Source organism: Mesorhizobium sp. M0306, from assembly GCF_040321655.1.
Classification (GTDB): domain Bacteria; phylum Pseudomonadota; class Alphaproteobacteria; order Rhizobiales; family Rhizobiaceae; genus Mesorhizobium.
This window is the reverse complement of sequence record NZ_JAMYRY010000001.1, coordinates 898,126-915,139: the sequence shown is the minus strand read 5'-3', so window position 1 is coordinate 915,139 and position 17,014 is coordinate 898,126. Positions and strand designations below refer to the sequence as shown.

The following is a 17,014-nucleotide window of genomic DNA, read 5'->3' as shown; positions in this document are numbered from 1 at the left end:
TCCGGAGAAGGTTTACTTCGGGGATGCACGCCGGGGGTGCGGGCTTGGCTGATATCGGCAAGGACATAGAACGACCTCTCGGACAGGCGATCCGGCCGCCGCGCTCAGGCAGCGGGATCAGCGCCGGTGCGGTCGCGGCCGCGCTTGTCGTGCTGTCCGTGGTCGGCGTTTCCAGCGCGATCGCTTTGCGCGACAAGCCATTCCGCAAGCCGCAAGAAGTCGCCGTTTCGGCGCCGAAGATGCCGGCAGCGGCCGAAACCGCCGCGGCGCCGGCCAAGGCGACGCCCGCAACGGAAGCGCCAAGCAACGCAAGCGAACAAACGACAAGCGGGAAGACGGGCGGTCCGCAGATCATCCATGTCCAGACCGAAGAGGGCGACGGTCCGCCCAAGGCGGCCATCGTCATCCGCGACCCTTCGACGATCGGCCAGAACCTCAGGATCGCGCACATTCCCGACAAGGCGCTGATCGAGGCCAGCGAAACCGGTTTGTTGCCGATCCGCGCCGCCGACGGCCGGCGCCCGTTCGATGTCTATGCGCGGCCGTGGTCGGGCGCACGCGGTGCACGCGTGGCCCTCGTCATCGGCGGGCTTGCCGTGTCGCAGACCGGCACGCAGGCAGCCATCGCCAAGCTGCCGGCGGAAGTGACGCTGGCCTTCGCGCCGCAAGGCAACAGCATTGGCCGCTGGATGCAGATGGCGCGGCAGAGCGGCCATGAGGTCATCATGCAGGTGCCGCTCGAGCCGTTCGACTATCCGAACGTCAATCCCGGCCGCAACACGCTGACCGTGGCTGCGACGCCGGACGAGAATTTGAAGAATCTACGCTGGGCGCTGTCGCGAACGACCAACTACACCGGCGTCATGAACTATATGGGCGCCCGCTTTTCAGCGGACGCGACGGCGATGGGGCCATTGATGGCCGAGCTTGGCAAGCGTGGTCTCGCCTATGTCGATGACGGTTCCTCGGCGCGCAGCTTGGCACCCGAACTGGCACTGAAGGACGGCGTGCCGTTCGTCGGCGGCGATACGGCGATCGACGCGGTGCAGGACCGCGGCGCCATTTTGAAGAAACTGGATGGGCTGGAAGCGACGGCGCGAGCGAAAGGCTTTGCCGTCGGCATCGGCTCGGCCTTCGACCTGACGGTGGATACCGTGTCTTCCTGGGTGACCGAGGCCAAGAAGCGCGGCATCGAGATCGTGCCGGTTTCGGCGGTGGCGATAGATCCGGAAAAAGGCTGAGATGGCAAAGAACAAGCTCGTTGACGCCGAGACACTGCCCTACCGGCCCTGCGTAGGGGTGATGGTCCTCAATGGCGACGGCCTGGTCTGGGTTGGTCACCGCATTGCCGAGCCGGACAGCGAGTTCGCCGGAACGACACAGCTCTGGCAGATGCCGCAGGGCGGCATCGACGATGGCGAGGAGCCGCTGCCCGCGGCGGCGCGTGAACTCTACGAAGAGACCGGCATGCGCTCGGTGTCGCTGCTGGCCGAGGCGCCGCACTGGATCAACTACGACCTGCCGGCCCATCTGGTCGGTGTCGCCTTCAAGGGACGATATCGCGGCCAGACGCAGAAATGGTTTGCCTTCCGCTTCCACGGCGACGAAAGCGAGATCGAGATCAATCCGCCGCCGGGTGGCCACAAGGCCGAGTTCGACCGGTGGGCGTGGCGGCCGATGCTGGAATTGCCGGGCCTGATCGTGCCGTTCAAGCGCAAGGTTTACGAAGACGTGGTGGCAGCGTTCCGGCACCTGGTGGCGTAGCCGTCGGCCTTCCGCTAAAACAGGTCGGCATGAATGATATCTCCAGCAAATCTCTTCCGCAGACCGTCTCTGTACCGCAGGCTGGCGCCCCGAGCGAGCCGATCAGCGAAGCGGCGGCGGGGGCGATCCTGACCATCGATCTCGGCGCCGTCCGTGAGAATTACCGGCGGCTGAAGGCGCGGCTGGGCGGCATCAGCTGTGCTGGAGTGGTCAAGGCCGACGGCTACGGGATTGGCGCGGCGCCGGTGGCGGCGGCGCTGATGGCTGAAGGCTGTGACATTTTCTTTGTCGCGCATTTGGCCGGCGGCATCTTGCTGCGCAAGGCGCTCGGCTCAGACCCGGCCATCTATGTGCTGAACGGCATTCCGCCGGGTGCGGAAAGGGAAGCGGTTGCGGCAGGGCTTTGCACCGTACTCAACAGCGCCAGCCAACTCGCGGCATGGCGCGAGATGGCCGGGCGGGTGGGGCGTAAGTTGCCGGCCGCCGTCCAGGTCGACAGCGGCATGTCGCGGCTCGGCATGACGCCGGCGGAGGTGAAAGCGGTGGCGCGGGATCCGCAGGCCTTCGACGGTGTCGAACTGACCTTCGTGATGAGCCATCTCGCCTGCGCCGACGAACCCGAGCAACCGGCCAACGAACGGCAACGGCTGGAATTCGAACGGCTGCGCCGGATGCTGCCGGAAGCGCCGGCTTCCCTTGCCAATTCATCAGGCATTTTTCTCGGGCAGCGCTATCACTACGACCTCGTCCGTCCGGGTGCCGCTCTCTACGGCATCAATCCGACGCCGGCGAAGGACAATCCGATGCTGCCGGTGGTGCGATTGCAAGCCAAGGTCATCCAGACGCGGATATTGGAGGCCGGCGCCGGTGTCGGCTACGGTCACACTTTCCATGCCAAGGCTCCGCTTGCCGCGGCGACGATTTCGCTCGGCTATGGCGATGGCTGGCATCGACGCGCCGCTTCCTCCGCCTGGTTCGAAAATGTGCGGCTGCCCTTCGTCGGCCGGATTTCGATGGATACGATCATCCTCGACATTTCCGCGCTGCCGCCCGGCAGGCTGAAGGCCGGCGACCTCGTCGAACTCATCGGGCCGTCGTCGCAGACGGTGGACCAGGTAGCCGGCCATGCCGGCACCATCGGCTACGAGGTCTTGACCAGCCTCGGCCACCGTTTCCATCGGCGCTATGTGAATGGCTAGGACGCAAGCTTGTTGTCCTCACGCATGTCTTTTCCCTAAGCATCGGCACTTGGCTGACGCCGCAGAATCCGGCAGACAGAAGGCGGCGATGATCCCGGTCTCGGACCCTGACGAGACGTCGTTGCGGAGAACCAAACGATGAAGATCTTCGTGCTGGGCGGCGGCGTGATCGGGGTCACCTCCGCCTATTTTCTTGCCGAGGCCGGCCATCAGGTGACGGTGATCGATCGCCAGAAAGGCCCGGCGCTGGAAACCAGCTTTGCCAATGCCGGCGAGATCTCGCCCGGGTATGCCTCGCCCTGGGCCGGGCCCGGCGTTCCGCTGAAGGCCATCAAATGGCTTTTGATGAAGCACGGTCCGCTGGTGGTGCGGCCGGCGCTCGATCCGCATATGTGGATATGGCTGGTCAAGATGCTGCGCAATTGCACGGCTGAACGCTACGCGCTGAACAAGGCGCGCATGGTGCCGCTGGCCGAGTACAGCCGCGACACGCTGAAGGCGCTGCGCGAGGCGACCGGCATCGCCTACGACGAGCGCGCCAAGGGCACGCTGCAGCTCTTCCGAACGCAAAAGCAGCTCGACGGCGTCGGCGGCGATGTCGAGGTGCTGAAGGCCTATGGCGTCCCCTACGAGGTCCTCGACCCCGACGGCTGCATTGCGGCCGAGCCTGGGCTGGCCGGCGTGCGCGAAAAATTCGTCGGTGGCCTGCGGTTGCCCGGCGACGAAACCGGCGACTGCAAGATGTTCACCGACAGGCTTGCCGAGCTTTGCGCGGCACGCGGCGTCACCTTCGAATACGACACGGAGATACGGCGCGTCGTCAAGAAGCGTGATCGCATCACCAACATCAGCACCAGCAAGGGCTGGATGGTCGCTGATGCCTATGTGATGGCGATGGGCAGCTATTCGGCGCGGTTCATGCGCATGCTGAAGCGGCCCATCCCGGTCTATCCGGTCAAGGGCTATTCGATCACCCTGCCGATCAAGGACGCCGCCGCGGCACCGGTCTCGACCGTCATGGACGAGAGCTACAAGGTAGCGATCACCCGGCTCGGCGACCGTATCCGGGTCGGCGGCACGGCGGAGATTTCCGGCTTCGACCTGCGGCTGCACGAATCGCGGCGGCGCACGCTCGAACATTCGGTCGGCGACCTGTTTCCGGGCAGCGGCGACATGCGATCGGCGACCTTCTGGTGCGGGCTGCGGCCAATGACACCGGACGGGCCGCCGCTGATCGGCTGCACCGATTTCTCCAATCTCTATCTCAACACCGGCCATGGGACACTCGGCTGGACCATGGCCTGCGGCTCGGCCAAGGTTCTAGCCGACATCATCTCCAGCCGGGTGCCAGACGTCGGCGATCTCGGGCCGGGACGATACGCCAAGTAAGACCCCCAGCAGCTTAAGACAGCCAACGGCCGATACGCTTCACGCGAACAAACCCCTGTCCCGTTCGACGGCCTTGGTGATGAAGCTTGAGACGATCTGGACGCGGCGCAGCGGTCTGACCGATTCATGATAGACCAGCCAGTAGGCGCGGCGGATGGGTGCGACGATATCGAGAGGCACTAACTCCGGCATCGAGCGGGCAACGAAGGTGTGCAGGATGCCGATGCCGGCGCCGGAACGCACCGCTTCGGCCTGGCCGAGCGCTGAGGAAATGGCGAAGCTGGTGCGCCAGTCGGCGCTGAATTCGGCCGCGTAGTCGAGCGAGGGACTGACGATCAGGTCCGGCACGTAGCCGATCAGCGTGTGCTGCCCTAGCTCGGCGGCGGTTCCGGGCAGGCCATGCGTGTCGGCGTAGGCCCGCGACGCGAACAGGCCGAGCGTGTAGTCGACTAGCTTTCCCGCCACCAGGCGGCCTTCCGTCGGCCGTTCGACGGTGATGGCAATGTCGGCCTCGCGCCGGGATAACGAGAAGGAGCGCGGTACCGGCACCAACTGGATGGTGAGTTCACGGTGCAGAGCGGTCAGCGCGCCGAGGCGCCTGGCCAGGAAGGCGACGCCAAAACCGTCCGGCGCGCCGATCCGCACGGTGCCCGAGACGTCGTCGCCTTCGCCTGAAACAGTCGAGCGCGCGGCGATCATGTCGCCCTCCATGCGTTCGGCGATCTCGAGGAAACGCTCGCCCGCCGGCGTCAGCTCGCTGCCGGTGGTAAGCCGGCGAAACAGTTTTGTCCTGAGCGCATCCTCGAGGGCGGCAATGCGGCGCGAGACGGTGGCGTGATTGAGCTCCAGCCGCCTGGCGGCGCCGAGGATCTGGCCGGCCCGCGCCACGGCAAGGAAGATGCGAGCGTCATCCCAGTTCATGGGGATGGTCCGTTTCGATAGGGAGCGCCGCGTTCCCGCCCACCCCCCTCTGGCCTGCCGGCCATCTCCCCCGCAAGGGGGGAGATCGGATGCCGGGTCGGCTTTCGCCAATCTCCAACGTCGCAAAAAGGGCGGTAAGGCCGAAGCCGCCAATCTCCCCCCTTGCGGGGCAGATGTCCGGCAGGACAGAGGGGGGTGTGAAGAAACTCAACTCAGCAATCCAAGCGATAGGAGTACACTCCCTACCATTTGCGCCATTTGATGCACAGGCACCTCTCGCACTCTATTTTATGCACAACGGTTGCGTTTTCGCTCGCGTTGCCATCGCTCCCGCAAAGGCGGACAATGCCTCATCACGAACCAGGGAGAGAGATCATGATCGAATATGGTCATTTCATCGGCGGCAAGCGTGTCGCAGGAACCAGCGGCCGCAAGCAGGACGTCATGCAGCCGATGGACGGCACGGTGCGCGGCACGGTGGCGTTGGCTTCGCAGGCGGAATTGCGCGCGGCGGTCGAAAACGCCAAGGCGGCACAGCCCGGCTGGGCGGCGACCAACCCGCAGCGGCGCGTGCGCGTCTTGATGCGATTCCTCGAGCTGGTCGCCAAGGAGTATGACGCGCTGGCCGAGATATTGGCGCGCGAACACGGCAAGACCATCGCCGACGCCAAGGGCGACATCCAGCGTGGCCTCGAAGTGGTCGAGGTCTGCATCGGTGCGCCGCATATGATGAAGGGCGAGTTCACCGATGGCGCCGGCCCCGGCATCGACGTCTATTCGATGCGCCAGCCGCTCGGCGTCGTCGCCGGCATCACACCATTCAATTTTCCGGCGATGATCCCGTTGTGGAAGATCGCGCCGGCCATCGCCTGCGGCAATGCCTACATCCTCAAGCCGTCGGAGCGCGATCCGGGCGTGCCGATGCGGATTGCCGAACTGTTCATAGAGGCCGGCCTGCCGGCCGGCATCCTTAATGTCGTCAACGGCGACAAGGAAGTGGTCGACGCCATCCTCGACGATCCCGACATCAAGGCTATCGGTTTCGTCGGCTCGACACCGATCGCCCAGTACATCTATTCGCGCGGCTGCGCGGCCGGCAAGCGCGTGCAGTGCTTCGGCGGCGCCAAGAACCACATGATCATCATGCCCGATGCCGACATGGACCAGACCGTCGACGCGCTGATCGGCGCCGGCTACGGCTCGGCCGGCGAGCGCTGCATGGCGATCTCGGTGGCCGTCCCGGTCGGCAACGACACCGCCAACCGGCTAATGGAAAAACTGGTGCCGCGCGTCGAGAGCCTGAAGGTCGGTCCGTCGACGGATTCTTCCGCCGATTTCGGCCCGTTGGTCACGGCGCAGGCGCTGGAGCGGGTCAAGTCCTATGTCGACACCGGCGTCAAGGAAGGCGCCAAGCTGGTCGTCGACGGCCGCGGCTTTTCCATGCAGGGCTACGAGAACGGCTACTATATGGGCGGCTGCCTGTTCGACAATGTGACCGCCGACATGCGCATCTACAAGGAAGAGATTTTCGGGCCGGTGCTATCGGTGGTGCGCGCACCAACCTACGAGAACGCCATCAAGCTCGCCAACGAGCACGAGATGGGCAATGGCGTCGCCATCTTCACCCGCGACGGCGACGCGGCGCGCGACTTCGCCTCGCGGGTCCAGGTCGGCATGGTCGGCATCAACGTGCCGATCCCGGTGCCGATCGCCTACTACACCTTTGGCGGCTGGAAGGCGTCCTCCTTCGGCGACCTCAACCAGCACGGGCCGGACGCGTTCCGCTTCTACACCAAGACCAAGACGGTGACGTCGCGCTGGCCGTCCGGCGTGAAGGATGGCGCCGAGTTCGTCATCCCGACGATGAACTGATCCAGATCGCGGAAAGCAAAAGAAGGCCTGGGCTCGACCCGGGCCTTTTTTGTCGCGGTCTTCATCGGCATGAACACTAATGTGATGGAACCAAGAAGGCAGCAATCTTCTTAGGTTGCAGTCCTGCCGCGAAGGAGACGCTGGCAGATCAACCAACGGCGCTGGTGACGGCTCCGGGGCATATCGTCCGGCGCAAAGGAGGTGTCAGATGACACGTCTCATGGCGACTATAGCTTGCGCGGCAATGGCCCTTTCCGCCGTCCCGGCAACGGCTGCCGAGCAATGTGCGGCACGCGCCGATATGGTCAAGGCGCTCGGCGAGAAGTTTCATGAAAACCCGAGCGCGGTCGGCGTCGTCAATCCGAATGTGGTGCTTGAAGTTTTCGTTTCCGACAAGGGCACCTGGACCATCCTCGCCAGCGATACAAAAGGTCAAAGCTGCGTGATTTCAGTCGGCGAAGGCTGGGAGAGCGCGATGACGTTAGCGGCGCTGCCCGGTATCTGAAGTAGGCCTTTCCTATTCACCTGGCCGCAGCCTCGGCACGGCAGCCGGGCTGCGGCCTTATTCTCGGCGACTTTGAAACGGATCTCCCCGCGCCCGCTTGAGGCGCGCACGGCTTGCTATTTTTCGATAGCGATACCATATATGGGAACATAGCGAGAACATCTAGAATCGATCGCTGACGGCAGACCGGAACACGGAAAGGAGCGACGCGATGATGACGTCGGAACCGGCCTGGATCGCTCCGGCAAAATGAGGCCGTCAATCACCTCCCTTTGCCGGATCGTGATGGCAAAGGAGGTGCCCTATGGCACGCAAATCGCTGTTAGGATGGGTGAAGACCGTAGCTTTTGCTGGCTTATTCGCGCTGGGTACGAATGCCGCGAGCGCCCAATATCAATACTGCGTTGAACATGCCGACCTCGTCGCCCACCTGACTGAGAATTTCCAGGAAAAACAGTTTGCTCTCGGACTGATCGGTCAGGAGGCGGTCATGGAAGTTTTTGTCGCCGATAGCGGAAGCTGGACGGTCATCGTGACCGACGTCGCCGGCAGAAGCTGCATTGTCGCAGCCGGCGAAAATTGGGAAAGCGTGGAGGCCCTGCCCGGCCAAAACTCATGAGGGAGCGGGCGGCGTCAGCGCGTCGCGGCCGCCTCGGCATGGCCGCGCAGCAGTGCCATCAGCCGCTTGGCGTCCTTGGCCGCGGCCTCTTCGTCGCCGGCGAGGATCGAGCGGATCAGCGCAACATGGTGCTCGGCGGATTCGGCCAAGCCGGTGTCGGCCTTGTAGCGGAACCAGAAGCGACGGCTGTGGGTTTGCAAGGGTGCCGCCAGGCGCGCGGCGAACGGGTTGTCGGCAGCCAGCGCCAGCGCTTCGTCGAGCGCCTTGTCGGCCTGGATGAAGTAAAACACATTTTCCGAAATCACCGCCTTTTGCATGGCAAGGGCAGCGTCATGAAACAGGTCGGCGGCCTCGCGGGTGACGAAGCGGGCGGCCGAGCGGGCAAGCACGACCTCGACGCCACGGCGGGCGTCGAGGACGCGTAGCCAGTCGCCAGGGTGAAGCGGCGCAATGGCGATGCCGGCACGCGGCCGGACCTCAAGCAGCCCCTCCCATGCCAGCCGCTGGATTGCTTCGCGAACGGGCGTGCGGCCGAGGCCGAGCCTGTCGATCAGCGCCCCCTCGGTGATGAAGCTCGCGGGCGCCAGTTCGAGCGTTACGATCATGTGCTCGAGCCTGCGGTAGGCCTTTGCAGTCGCCGGCTCGGAGCCTGGGTTGTCATATACCAATGCGGCGTCTCCTGATATATTGTTGATATATCATATCAGATTCAATGTTGACAGCCGGCTTCTTAAGAAATATACAGCTGATATATCAGATGGAGCGACCGACATGTGGGCCGGAGTCTTCCCCGCCGTTACGACCAAGTTCACCGAGGATGACCGCCTCGACCATGCCGAGATGGAGCGCTGCTTTGCGCTGCAGATGGAGGCCGGCTGCGACGGCATCATCGTCTGTGGCTCGCTTGGCGAAGGACCGATGCTGTCGCATGACGAAAAGATCGCGGTGCTGAAGACCGCGCAGAAGATCGCCGGCAACAAACCGGTGCTGTTGACGGTCAACGAAGCCGGCACACGCGAGGCGGCGGCGATCGCACGCCGCGCCGCAAAAGAAGGCGCCAACGGTTTGATGGTGGTGCCGAGCCCGATCTATCATACCAATGCCGAGGAGACAGTCGCGGCACTCAGCGCCGTCGCCGCGGCCGGCGACCTGCCGGTGATGATCTACTCCAACCGGCTTGCCTACCGCGTCGACGTCACTGTCGACCAGATGGAGGAGCTGGCGAAGGACCAGCGCTTCGCTGCCATCAAGGAGTCCTCCGACGACATCCGTCGCTCGACCGAGATCATCAACCGCCTCGGCGACCGCTACGATCTGTTCACCGGCGTCGACAACCTCGCCTTCGAGGCGCTGTCGGTCGGCGCCATTGGCTGGGTGGCGGGCCTGGTCACCGCGTTCCCGCGCGAGACGGTCGCCATCTACCAGCTGATGAGACAGGGCCGCCGCGAGGAGGCGCTGAAGATCTACCGCTGGTTCCGGCCGCTGCTCGATCTCGACGTATCGACCTATCTGGTGCAGAACATCAAGCTCGCCGAAGTCTTGGCGATCAACACCAACGACCGCGTGCGCATGCCGCGCCAGCCGTTGGCGGGCGAGCGGCGCAAGGCTGTCGAAAAGATCGTCAGGGACGCGCTGGCGGTGCGGCCAGAGCTGCCGACATTCTGATCCAGTCCCTTCGAGGGTATTTGCAGATGTGCAGCGCGGCGCATGGCAATGAATGATAATGCTACGCTCGATGTTGCCATCATTGGTGGCGGCATTATCGGCATCTGCGCCGCCGCCTTTCTGGCCGAGGCGGGCCGAAACGTCACGATTTTCGATCGGACGGGGATCTGCGAGGAAACCAGCTCCGGCAATGCCGCTGCCTTTGCCTTCTCCGATGTGCTGCCGCTGGCTCACAAGGGCATGATCAGGCAGTTGCCGAAATGGCTCGCCGACCCGCTCGGCCCGCTCAGCATTCCGCCCGCCTATTTGCTGAAGCTGTTGCCCTGGCTGGTCCGCTTCTGGCGCGCCGGCCGAAGCGACCGCTATGAAGCCGGCCTTGCCGCGCAGGCCGGGATGATGAAGCTCGCCGAGGCGGAATGGATGGGCTTGCTCGACCGTTCCGGCACACGGCCGATGCTGCACGAGGACGGCTCGCTCGAACTCTATGACAGCGAGGCCGAGTTCAAGGCGTCGCTGCCCGGCTGGGCGGCAAGACAGCGCTTCGGCATCGGCTTCAGCCATGTCGAGGGCAGCGCTCTCGCCGCCTTGCAGCCCGGTCTGTCGCCGCGCTTCGTCAAGGGAACGTTCGTGCCGGGGTGGAAAACCGTCGCCGATCCCAAGCTGCTTGGAAAGGCCTTGTGGGCCTATGCCGAGGGGTTGGGCGCGGGGTTCGAAAAGGCCCGGATCGAGCGTGTCGAGGCGGGACAGGACGGCGCGATCCTGACCACGGCCGACGGCACGCGGCGAGGGGCGAAGCATCTCGTCATCGCTGCCGGGGCCTGGTCGCATCTGCTGGCGAGACATCTCGGCGACGGAATCCCGCTGGAGACCGAGCGTGGCTACAACACGACGTTGCCGAAGACTGCCTTCGACGTAAAGCGACAATTGATCTTCTCCGGGCATGGCTTCGTCATCACGCCGCTCGATACGGGCCTGCGGGTCGGTGGTGCGGTCGAACTCGGCGGCCTTGAGAGGCCGCCCAATTATGCGCGCTCGAAAGCGCTGCTCGAAAAGGCGCAGAAATTCCTGCCGGGACTGGATCCGGCCAATGGCCGCGAATGGATGGGGTTCCGGCCGTCGCTGCCGGATTCGCTGCCGGTGGTCGGACGTTCGCAACAAACGCCGTCGGTGGTGTACGGTTTCGGCCATGGTCACCTCGGGCTGACCCAGGCTGCGGCGACCGGGCGCTTGATCCGCGAGCTCGTTCTCGGGCAGAATCCATCGCTCGATCTCGGCCCGTTCAGCCCGCAACGGTTTTGAGTTCGACGATATTCAGTTGGGAGCCGGCATGGCCAAGAATTCCTTCTTCTGCATAGACGGCCACACCTGCGGCAATCCGGTGCGGCTGGTCGCCGGCGGCGGACCGCTGCTCAACGGCTCGACGATGATGGAGCGGCGAGCGCATTTCCTGGCCGAATATGACTGGATCCGCACCGGCCTGATGTTTGAGCCGCGCGGCCATGACGTGATGTCCGGCTCGATCCTCTATCCGCCGACGCGTGAAGATTGCGACATCGCCATCCTGTTCATCGAGACCTCGGGCTGTCTGCCGATGTGCGGCCACGGCACCATCGGCACTGTGACCTTTGCCGTCGAAAATGGATTGATCAAGCCGAAGACGCCGGGCGTGCTCAGGCTGGATACGCCGGCGGGCCTGGTCGTCGCCGAGTACAAGCAGGTCGGCGACTATGTCGAGGAGGTGCGCATCACCAATGTGCCGTCGTTCCTCTATGCCGAGGGACTGACGGTCGAATGCCCCGGGCTCGGCGAGATCAGCGTCGATGTCGCCTATGGCGGCAATTTCTATGCCATCGTCGAACCGCAAAAGAACTATCGCGACATGGCCGATCATTCGGCCGGCGACCTGATCGCCTGGAGCCCGGTGGTGCGGCAGCGGCTCAACGAGAAATATTCCTTCGTCCACCCGGAGAATCCCGGCATCGACAAGCTGTCGCACATATTGTGGACCGGTGCGCCGACCAACCCGCAAGCCGATGCCCGCAACGCCGTGTTCTACGGCGACAAGGCAATCGACCGCTCGCCCTGCGGAACCGGCACCTCGGCGCGGATGGCGCAGCTTCACGCCAAGGGCAAGCTTGGGGTAGGCGACGACTTCGTCCATGAATCGATCATCGGTTCGCTGTTCAAGGGCAGGGTGGAGAAAGAGGTCACCGTCGCCGGCAAGCCGGCAATCATTCCGTCGATTGGCGGCTGGGCACGAATGACCGGATTGAACACGATCTTCATCGACGACCGCGACCCGTTCGCGCACGGCTTCGTCGTCAAATAAGGAAAATCGCTGACGCAGGGGAAAGAAAGAGAGCGCAAGCGGATTGACGTCAACGGCGCAACGATCCCGCTCATCAACTTATTTTGACGGCGATTTCTTCGAAATGGAGTGCATGCTGCGATTGAATCGTCAAAGACATTGCGTTAGGCCAATGGTAGGGTCCTCGATAGTCCAGGGGTCGGACGGGAACAAAACGGGCAATCGGATGGCGTGCGGCGAAAACACGCATAACCATCGAAAAATCACGTTGCAATCCGGGCTCGAAACTTTACGACTAGGGGAAATACGAAAAGGAATGCGTCTGCATGGGCGACATTCCAGGGGAGCCACGACAGCATGCAGTATTTTGTCCAGCAGCTTATCAATGGGCTGACGCTGGGATCGATCTATGGGCTGATCGCGATCGGCTATACGATGGTCTACGGCATCATCGGCATGATCAATTTCGCCCATGGCGACATTTTCATGATTGGCGCTTTCACCGCGCTCATCGTTTTCCTTATCCTCGGTGCGTTGTTCTATTCGTTGCCGATCGTCGTTGCGCTGCTGATCATGATGATCGTCGCGATGCTGCTGACCAGCCTGTATAATTGGACGATCGAGAAGGTCGCCTACCGGCCTTTGCGCGGTTCATTCCGGCTGGCGCCGCTGATCACCGCGATTGGCATGTCGATTGCGCTGTCCAATTTCGTTCAGGTGACGCAAGGGCCGCGCAACAAGCCGGTCCCGCCAATGGTGTCCAAGGTCTACAACATCGAAGGCATCAGCGTCTCGCTGAAGCAGATCATCATCGTCCTGGTCACCATAGTCCTGCTGGCGCTGTTCTGGTACCTGGTCAACAAGACCTCGCTCGGCCGGGCGCAGCGCGCTTGCGAGCAGGACCGCAAGATGGCGGCGCTGCTTGGCATCGACGTCGACCGCACCATCTCGATCACCTTCATCATGGGCGCCGCCCTTGCCGCCGTCGCCGGCACGTTGTTCCTGATGTACTACGGTGTGGTGGTGTTTTCCGACGGCTTTACGCCCGGTGTGAAGGCATTTACTGCCGCGGTGCTCGGCGGCATCGGCTCACTGCCCGGCGCCGTGCTCGGCGGGCTGATGATTGGCTTCATCGAAAGCATGTGGTCGGCTTATTTCTCGATCGATTACAAGGACGTCGCCGCCTTCTCCATCCTGGCGATCGTGCTGATCTTCCTGCCTTCCGGCATTCTCGGCCGGCCAGAAGTCGAAAAGGTCTGAGTTCATGGCGGTCACCGTATCTCCGGAAAACACCGTCGTCGCCACCCCGGTCCAGCGCGCTTTTCGCGAAGCGCTCTATGCCGGCGCCATCTCGCTTGGCCTGTTCGTGCTGTTCATCGGCCTGAAGACCGACCAGAACATCTCCAACGAACTGATCCTGTTGCAGCGCTGGGGCTTGCTCGCCGGCGTCGTGATCGCCACTATGGCCGGACGCTTCCTTTACGTCGCCTATGGCCAACCTTTCCTGGCGAACCAGAAGATCATCGACGTCGCCACCGGCCTGCTGCCGGTCAGCCTGGCTTCGCGATTCTTCCGCCTTCCCGCGTTCATCGTGGCGGTCGCCGTCGCCGTTATTCTGCTGGCGCTCAGCGGCTTCCTGACCGAGGCCTTAGGGCCGGAACTTTCCGATTTTGTGCGGTTCCTGCGGGCGCTTGCAATCATCTATGCGCTGGCCTGGCTGATTTATCGTTTCCGGGCCTTCATTCATGCTCATTTCTCGGCATTGGGCATAACCGCACTGGCGCTCTACCCGATCGTCGTGGTGTTGGTGCTGGCGCTATATGCCGGGTCCATGGCGGTCGGTTTCCAGGGTTCGCTGAAGTATGTCGACAATTTCGGCATCCAGATCCTGATCTACGTGATGCTGGCCTGGGGGTTGAATATCGTTATTGGCTTGGCCGGCCTGCTCGACCTCGGCTATGTCGCCTTCTACGCTGTCGGTGCCTATGCCTATGCGCTGCTCGGCACGCATTACGGCCTTTCCTTCTGGATCCTGCTGCCCGCCGCCGGCATGATGGCTGCATTCTGGGGCGTCATGCTGGGCTTCCCGGTGCTGCGCCTGCGCGGTGACTATCTGGCGATCGTGACGCTCGCTTTCGGCGAGATCATAAGGCTAGTGATCATCAACTGGCGCGAATTGACCAACGGCTCGGCCGGGATTTCCGGCATCCCGAAGGTCTCGTTCTTCGGCCTGATGTCGTTCAACGTCTCCGACCCGAACTACATCTCCAAGGTGCTCGGCATCGCGCAGTCCGGCGCCTACTACAAGATCTTCCTCTACTACCTAATCCTTGGACTCTGCCTGCTGACCGCCTTCGTCACGGTGAGGCTCAGGCGGCTGCCGGTCGGCCGCGCCTGGGAAGCGCTGCGCGAAGACGAGATCGCCTGCCGCTCGCTCGGCATCAACACCACCACCACCAAGCTCACGGCCTTTGCCACGGGCGCGATGTTCGGCGGCTTCGCCGGCTCGTTCTTCGCCGCGCGGCAAGGCTTCGTCAGCCCGGAATCCTTCGTCTTCCTGGAATCGGCGATCATCCTTGCCATCGTCGTGCTTGGCGGCATGGGCTCGCTCGTCGGTATTGCCGTCGCCGCCATGGTGATGATCGGCGGCACCGAAATCCTGCGCGAACTGGATTTCCTCAAGACCGGCCTGAGTTGGGGCAACATCAAGGTCATACCCGGGTTTGGCCCCGACTTCACGCCGGAACTTTATCGCATGCTGTTGTTCGGCATGGCCATGGTCATCGTCATGCTGTGGAAGCCGCGTGGCTTCGTCGGCAGCCGCGAGCCGACGGCCTTCCTCAAGGTGCGCAGGGCGGTGTCCGGGTCCTTCACCAAGGAGGGACACGGCTGATGAACGCGAGCCCCTCCGTGAACAATGCCATCCTGCAGGTCGAGCATCTGTCGATGAAGTTCGGCGGTCTCGTCGCCATCGGCGATTTGTCATTCCAGGCCAAACGTGGCGAGATCACCGCTCTGATCGGTCCCAACGGCGCCGGCAAGACCACCGTGTTCAATTGCATCACCGGTTTCTACAAGCCGTCGGAAGGCATGATCACGCTCAACCGGCGCGACGGCTCGACCTTCCTGCTCGAACGCTTGCCGAACCATGAAATCCCGGCGCGTGCCAAGGTGGCGCGCACCTTCCAGAATATCCGCCTGTTCTCGGGCATGACGCTGCTGGAGAACCTTCTGGTCGCCCAGCACAACAAGCTGATGAAGGCGTCCGGCTATACTATTCTCGGCCTGTTCGGCTATAGCGGATACAGACAGGCTTCGGCGGAGTCGGTTGAACTGGCCGAGCACTGGCTGGAGAAGGCCGATCTCGTCGACCGCGCCGACGATCCTGCCGGCGATCTGCCATATGGCGCGCAGCGACGGCTCGAAATTGCTCGCGCCATGTGCACCGGCCCTGAGCTTCTGTGCCTCGACGAGCCGGCTGCCGGCCTTAATCCGAAGGAATCGGCGGCGCTCAATGCGCTGTTGATGGACATCAAGGACAACACCGGTACGTCGATCCTGTTGATCGAGCACGACATGGCGGTGGTTATGCAGATTTCAGACCATGTCGTCGTGCTCGAATACGGGCGCAAGATCTCCGACGGCAACCCGCAATCGGTACGAACCGACCCGCGCGTCATCGCCGCCTATCTCGGCGTTGAAGACGAGGACGTCGAGACGGTACTGACCGAAGTCGGCGACGAGGACGTCATCGAGCAATTGGATACCGGTCCGGATGCCGCGCATGGACCGGGCACATCGTCTTCCTATCTTGCCGGACCGGTGGCCGATACGGTCGGCCATAGCGAGGGCGAACGCGTCACAGTGTCAAAGGGCGCTTCGAAGGCCGGGCAGATCGATGCAAGGTCGAGCGCTGCTGCAAAGTCCGGATCGCCGGCCAAAGCCAAATCGGCCGCGAAATCTTCCATGGCAAAGCCGGGCAAGGCTCCGGCGAAGTCGAAAACTCCCGGCACCTCTAATCGGCGTGGGGGGCGGAAATAATGGCCGGCACAACGCTGCTCGATATCAAGGGCGTCCAGACCTACTACGGCAACATCAGGGCGCTGAACGGCGTTGACGTCACCGTCAAACAGGGCGAGATCGTGGCGCTGATCGGCGCCAACGGCGCCGGCAAGTCGACACTGATGATGACCATCTTCGGTGCTCCGCGCGCTCGTGCCGGCACTATCACTTTCGCCGGCACCGATATCACCCAGATGCCGACCCACGAGATCGCGCGCATGCGTATCGCGCAGTCGCCGGAGGGCCGGCGCATCTTTCCGCGCATGACGGTGATGGAAAACCTGCAGATGGGCGCCAGCCTCGACGGTCTCAAGCATTACGACGAGGACGTCGAAAGGGTCTTCACGCTGTTCCCGCGGCTCAAGGAACGCGTCGGCCAACGTGGCGGCACGCTTTCGGGCGGCGAGCAGCAGATGCTGTCGATCGGCCGCGCGCTGATGGCAAGGCCGAAGCTGCTCTTGCTGGATGAGCCGTCGCTAGGCCTGGCGCCGCTGATCGTCAAGCAGATCTTCGACGCCATTCGCGAGCTAAACCGCACGCAGGGACTGACCGTGTTCCTGGTCGAGCAGAACGCCTTCGGCGCACTGAAGCTCGCCACGCGCGGCTATGTCATGGTCAACGGCAATGTGACGATGAGCGGCACCGGCAAGGAACTGCTCGCCAATCCGGAAGTGCGCGCCGCCTATCTCGAGGGCGGCCATCACTGAGTT

Annotated in this window: 16 protein-coding genes; 14 read left to right on the top strand and 2 right to left on the bottom strand. The window is 63.3% G+C overall.

What is annotated here, in order from left to right; all coding sequences use genetic code 11:
• The first annotated feature begins 44 nt into the window (after positions 1 to 44).
• From NKI95_RS04750 to NKI95_RS04735, 4 genes are all read left to right on the top strand, one after another.
• Positions 45 to 1,241, top strand: a complete 1,197-nt coding sequence (locus NKI95_RS04750) for a divergent polysaccharide deacetylase family protein (protein WP_352714522.1) — start codon at positions 45 to 47, stop codon at positions 1,239 to 1,241.
• 1 nt (position 1,242) lies between these two features.
• Positions 1,243 to 1,764, top strand: coding sequence for an RNA pyrophosphohydrolase (locus NKI95_RS04745; protein WP_352714520.1), 522 nt, complete (start codon positions 1,243 to 1,245; stop codon positions 1,762 to 1,764).
• Between the two features lie 29 nt (positions 1,765 to 1,793).
• Entirely contained in the window at positions 1,794 to 2,963 is a 1,170-nt protein-coding gene (gene alr, locus NKI95_RS04740) for an alanine racemase (RefSeq protein WP_352714518.1), read from the top strand.
• 138 nt (positions 2,964 to 3,101) lie between these two features.
• On the top strand, positions 3,102 to 4,352 hold the full coding sequence (locus NKI95_RS04735) for a D-amino acid dehydrogenase (protein ID WP_352714516.1): 1,251 nt from the start codon (positions 3,102 to 3,104) through the stop codon (positions 4,350 to 4,352).
• A gap of 39 nt (positions 4,353 to 4,391) precedes the next feature.
• On the opposite strand, the gene NKI95_RS04730 is transcribed toward NKI95_RS04735, so the two are convergent.
• Positions 4,392 to 5,273 carry a LysR family transcriptional regulator gene (locus NKI95_RS04730; RefSeq protein WP_352666100.1) on the bottom strand — a complete coding sequence of 294 codons (882 nt, stop codon included), beginning with the start codon at positions 5,271 to 5,273 and terminating at the stop codon, positions 4,392 to 4,394.
• 375 nt (positions 5,274 to 5,648) lie between these two features.
• Between NKI95_RS04730 and NKI95_RS04725 the strand changes: the two genes are divergently transcribed.
• The 3 genes from NKI95_RS04725 to NKI95_RS04715 all read left to right on the top strand — a co-directional run bounded on the left by NKI95_RS04725 (position 5,649) and on the right by NKI95_RS04715 (position 8,269).
• On the top strand, positions 5,649 to 7,145 hold the full coding sequence (locus NKI95_RS04725; RefSeq protein ID WP_292658506.1) for a CoA-acylating methylmalonate-semialdehyde dehydrogenase: 1,497 nt from the start codon (positions 5,649 to 5,651) through the stop codon (positions 7,143 to 7,145).
• Between the two features lie 208 nt (positions 7,146 to 7,353).
• Positions 7,354 to 7,650: a hypothetical protein gene (locus tag NKI95_RS04720; protein WP_352714514.1), complete on the top strand. Its 297-nt coding sequence runs from the start codon at positions 7,354 to 7,356 to the stop codon at positions 7,648 to 7,650.
• Positions 7,651 to 7,954: 304 nt separating this feature from the next.
• Positions 7,955 to 8,269, top strand: coding sequence for a hypothetical protein (locus tag NKI95_RS04715; RefSeq protein WP_352714513.1), 315 nt, complete (start codon positions 7,955 to 7,957; stop codon positions 8,267 to 8,269).
• A gap of 14 nt (positions 8,270 to 8,283) precedes the next feature.
• Here the strand turns inward: NKI95_RS04715 and NKI95_RS04710 are convergent, their stop codons facing one another.
• Positions 8,284 to 8,937: a GntR family transcriptional regulator gene (locus NKI95_RS04710; RefSeq protein ID WP_352714511.1), complete on the bottom strand. Its 654-nt coding sequence runs from the start codon at positions 8,935 to 8,937 to the stop codon at positions 8,284 to 8,286.
• 103 nt (positions 8,938 to 9,040) lie between these two features.
• Between NKI95_RS04710 and NKI95_RS04705 the strand changes: the two genes are divergently transcribed.
• The 7 genes from NKI95_RS04705 (at position 9,041) to NKI95_RS04675 (ending at position 17,011) form a co-directional block, all read left to right on the top strand.
• On the top strand, positions 9,041 to 9,934 hold the full coding sequence (locus NKI95_RS04705) for a dihydrodipicolinate synthase family protein (RefSeq protein ID WP_352714509.1): 894 nt from the start codon (positions 9,041 to 9,043) through the stop codon (positions 9,932 to 9,934).
• A 48-nt stretch (positions 9,935 to 9,982) separates the two neighbouring features.
• Positions 9,983 to 11,233 carry an NAD(P)/FAD-dependent oxidoreductase gene (locus tag NKI95_RS04700; protein WP_352714507.1) on the top strand — a complete coding sequence of 417 codons (1,251 nt, stop codon included), beginning with the start codon at positions 9,983 to 9,985 and terminating at the stop codon, positions 11,231 to 11,233.
• A gap of 28 nt (positions 11,234 to 11,261) precedes the next feature.
• Positions 11,262 to 12,263: a 4-hydroxyproline epimerase gene (locus NKI95_RS04695; RefSeq protein ID WP_352714506.1), complete on the top strand. Its 1,002-nt coding sequence runs from the start codon at positions 11,262 to 11,264 to the stop codon at positions 12,261 to 12,263.
• Positions 12,264 to 12,599: 336 nt separating this feature from the next.
• Entirely contained in the window at positions 12,600 to 13,502 is a 903-nt protein-coding gene (locus NKI95_RS04690; protein WP_023678052.1) for a branched-chain amino acid ABC transporter permease, read from the top strand.
• Between the two features lie 4 nt (positions 13,503 to 13,506).
• The gene (livM, locus tag NKI95_RS04685) at positions 13,507 to 15,135 is read left to right on the top strand and encodes a high-affinity branched-chain amino acid ABC transporter permease LivM (protein WP_352714504.1); all 1,629 of its coding nucleotides are present in this window, start codon (positions 13,507 to 13,509) and stop codon (positions 15,133 to 15,135) included.
• On the top strand, positions 15,135 to 16,283 hold the full coding sequence (locus NKI95_RS04680) for an ABC transporter ATP-binding protein (protein ID WP_352714502.1): 1,149 nt from the start codon (positions 15,135 to 15,137) through the stop codon (positions 16,281 to 16,283). The genes livM and NKI95_RS04680 overlap by 1 nt, the downstream gene beginning before the upstream one ends.
• Positions 16,283 to 17,011 carry an ABC transporter ATP-binding protein gene (locus tag NKI95_RS04675; RefSeq protein WP_254816420.1) on the top strand — a complete coding sequence of 243 codons (729 nt, stop codon included), beginning with the start codon at positions 16,283 to 16,285 and terminating at the stop codon, positions 17,009 to 17,011. Before NKI95_RS04680 ends, NKI95_RS04675 begins: the two co-directional genes overlap by 1 nt.
• The last annotated feature ends 3 nt before the right edge of the window (positions 17,012 to 17,014 follow it).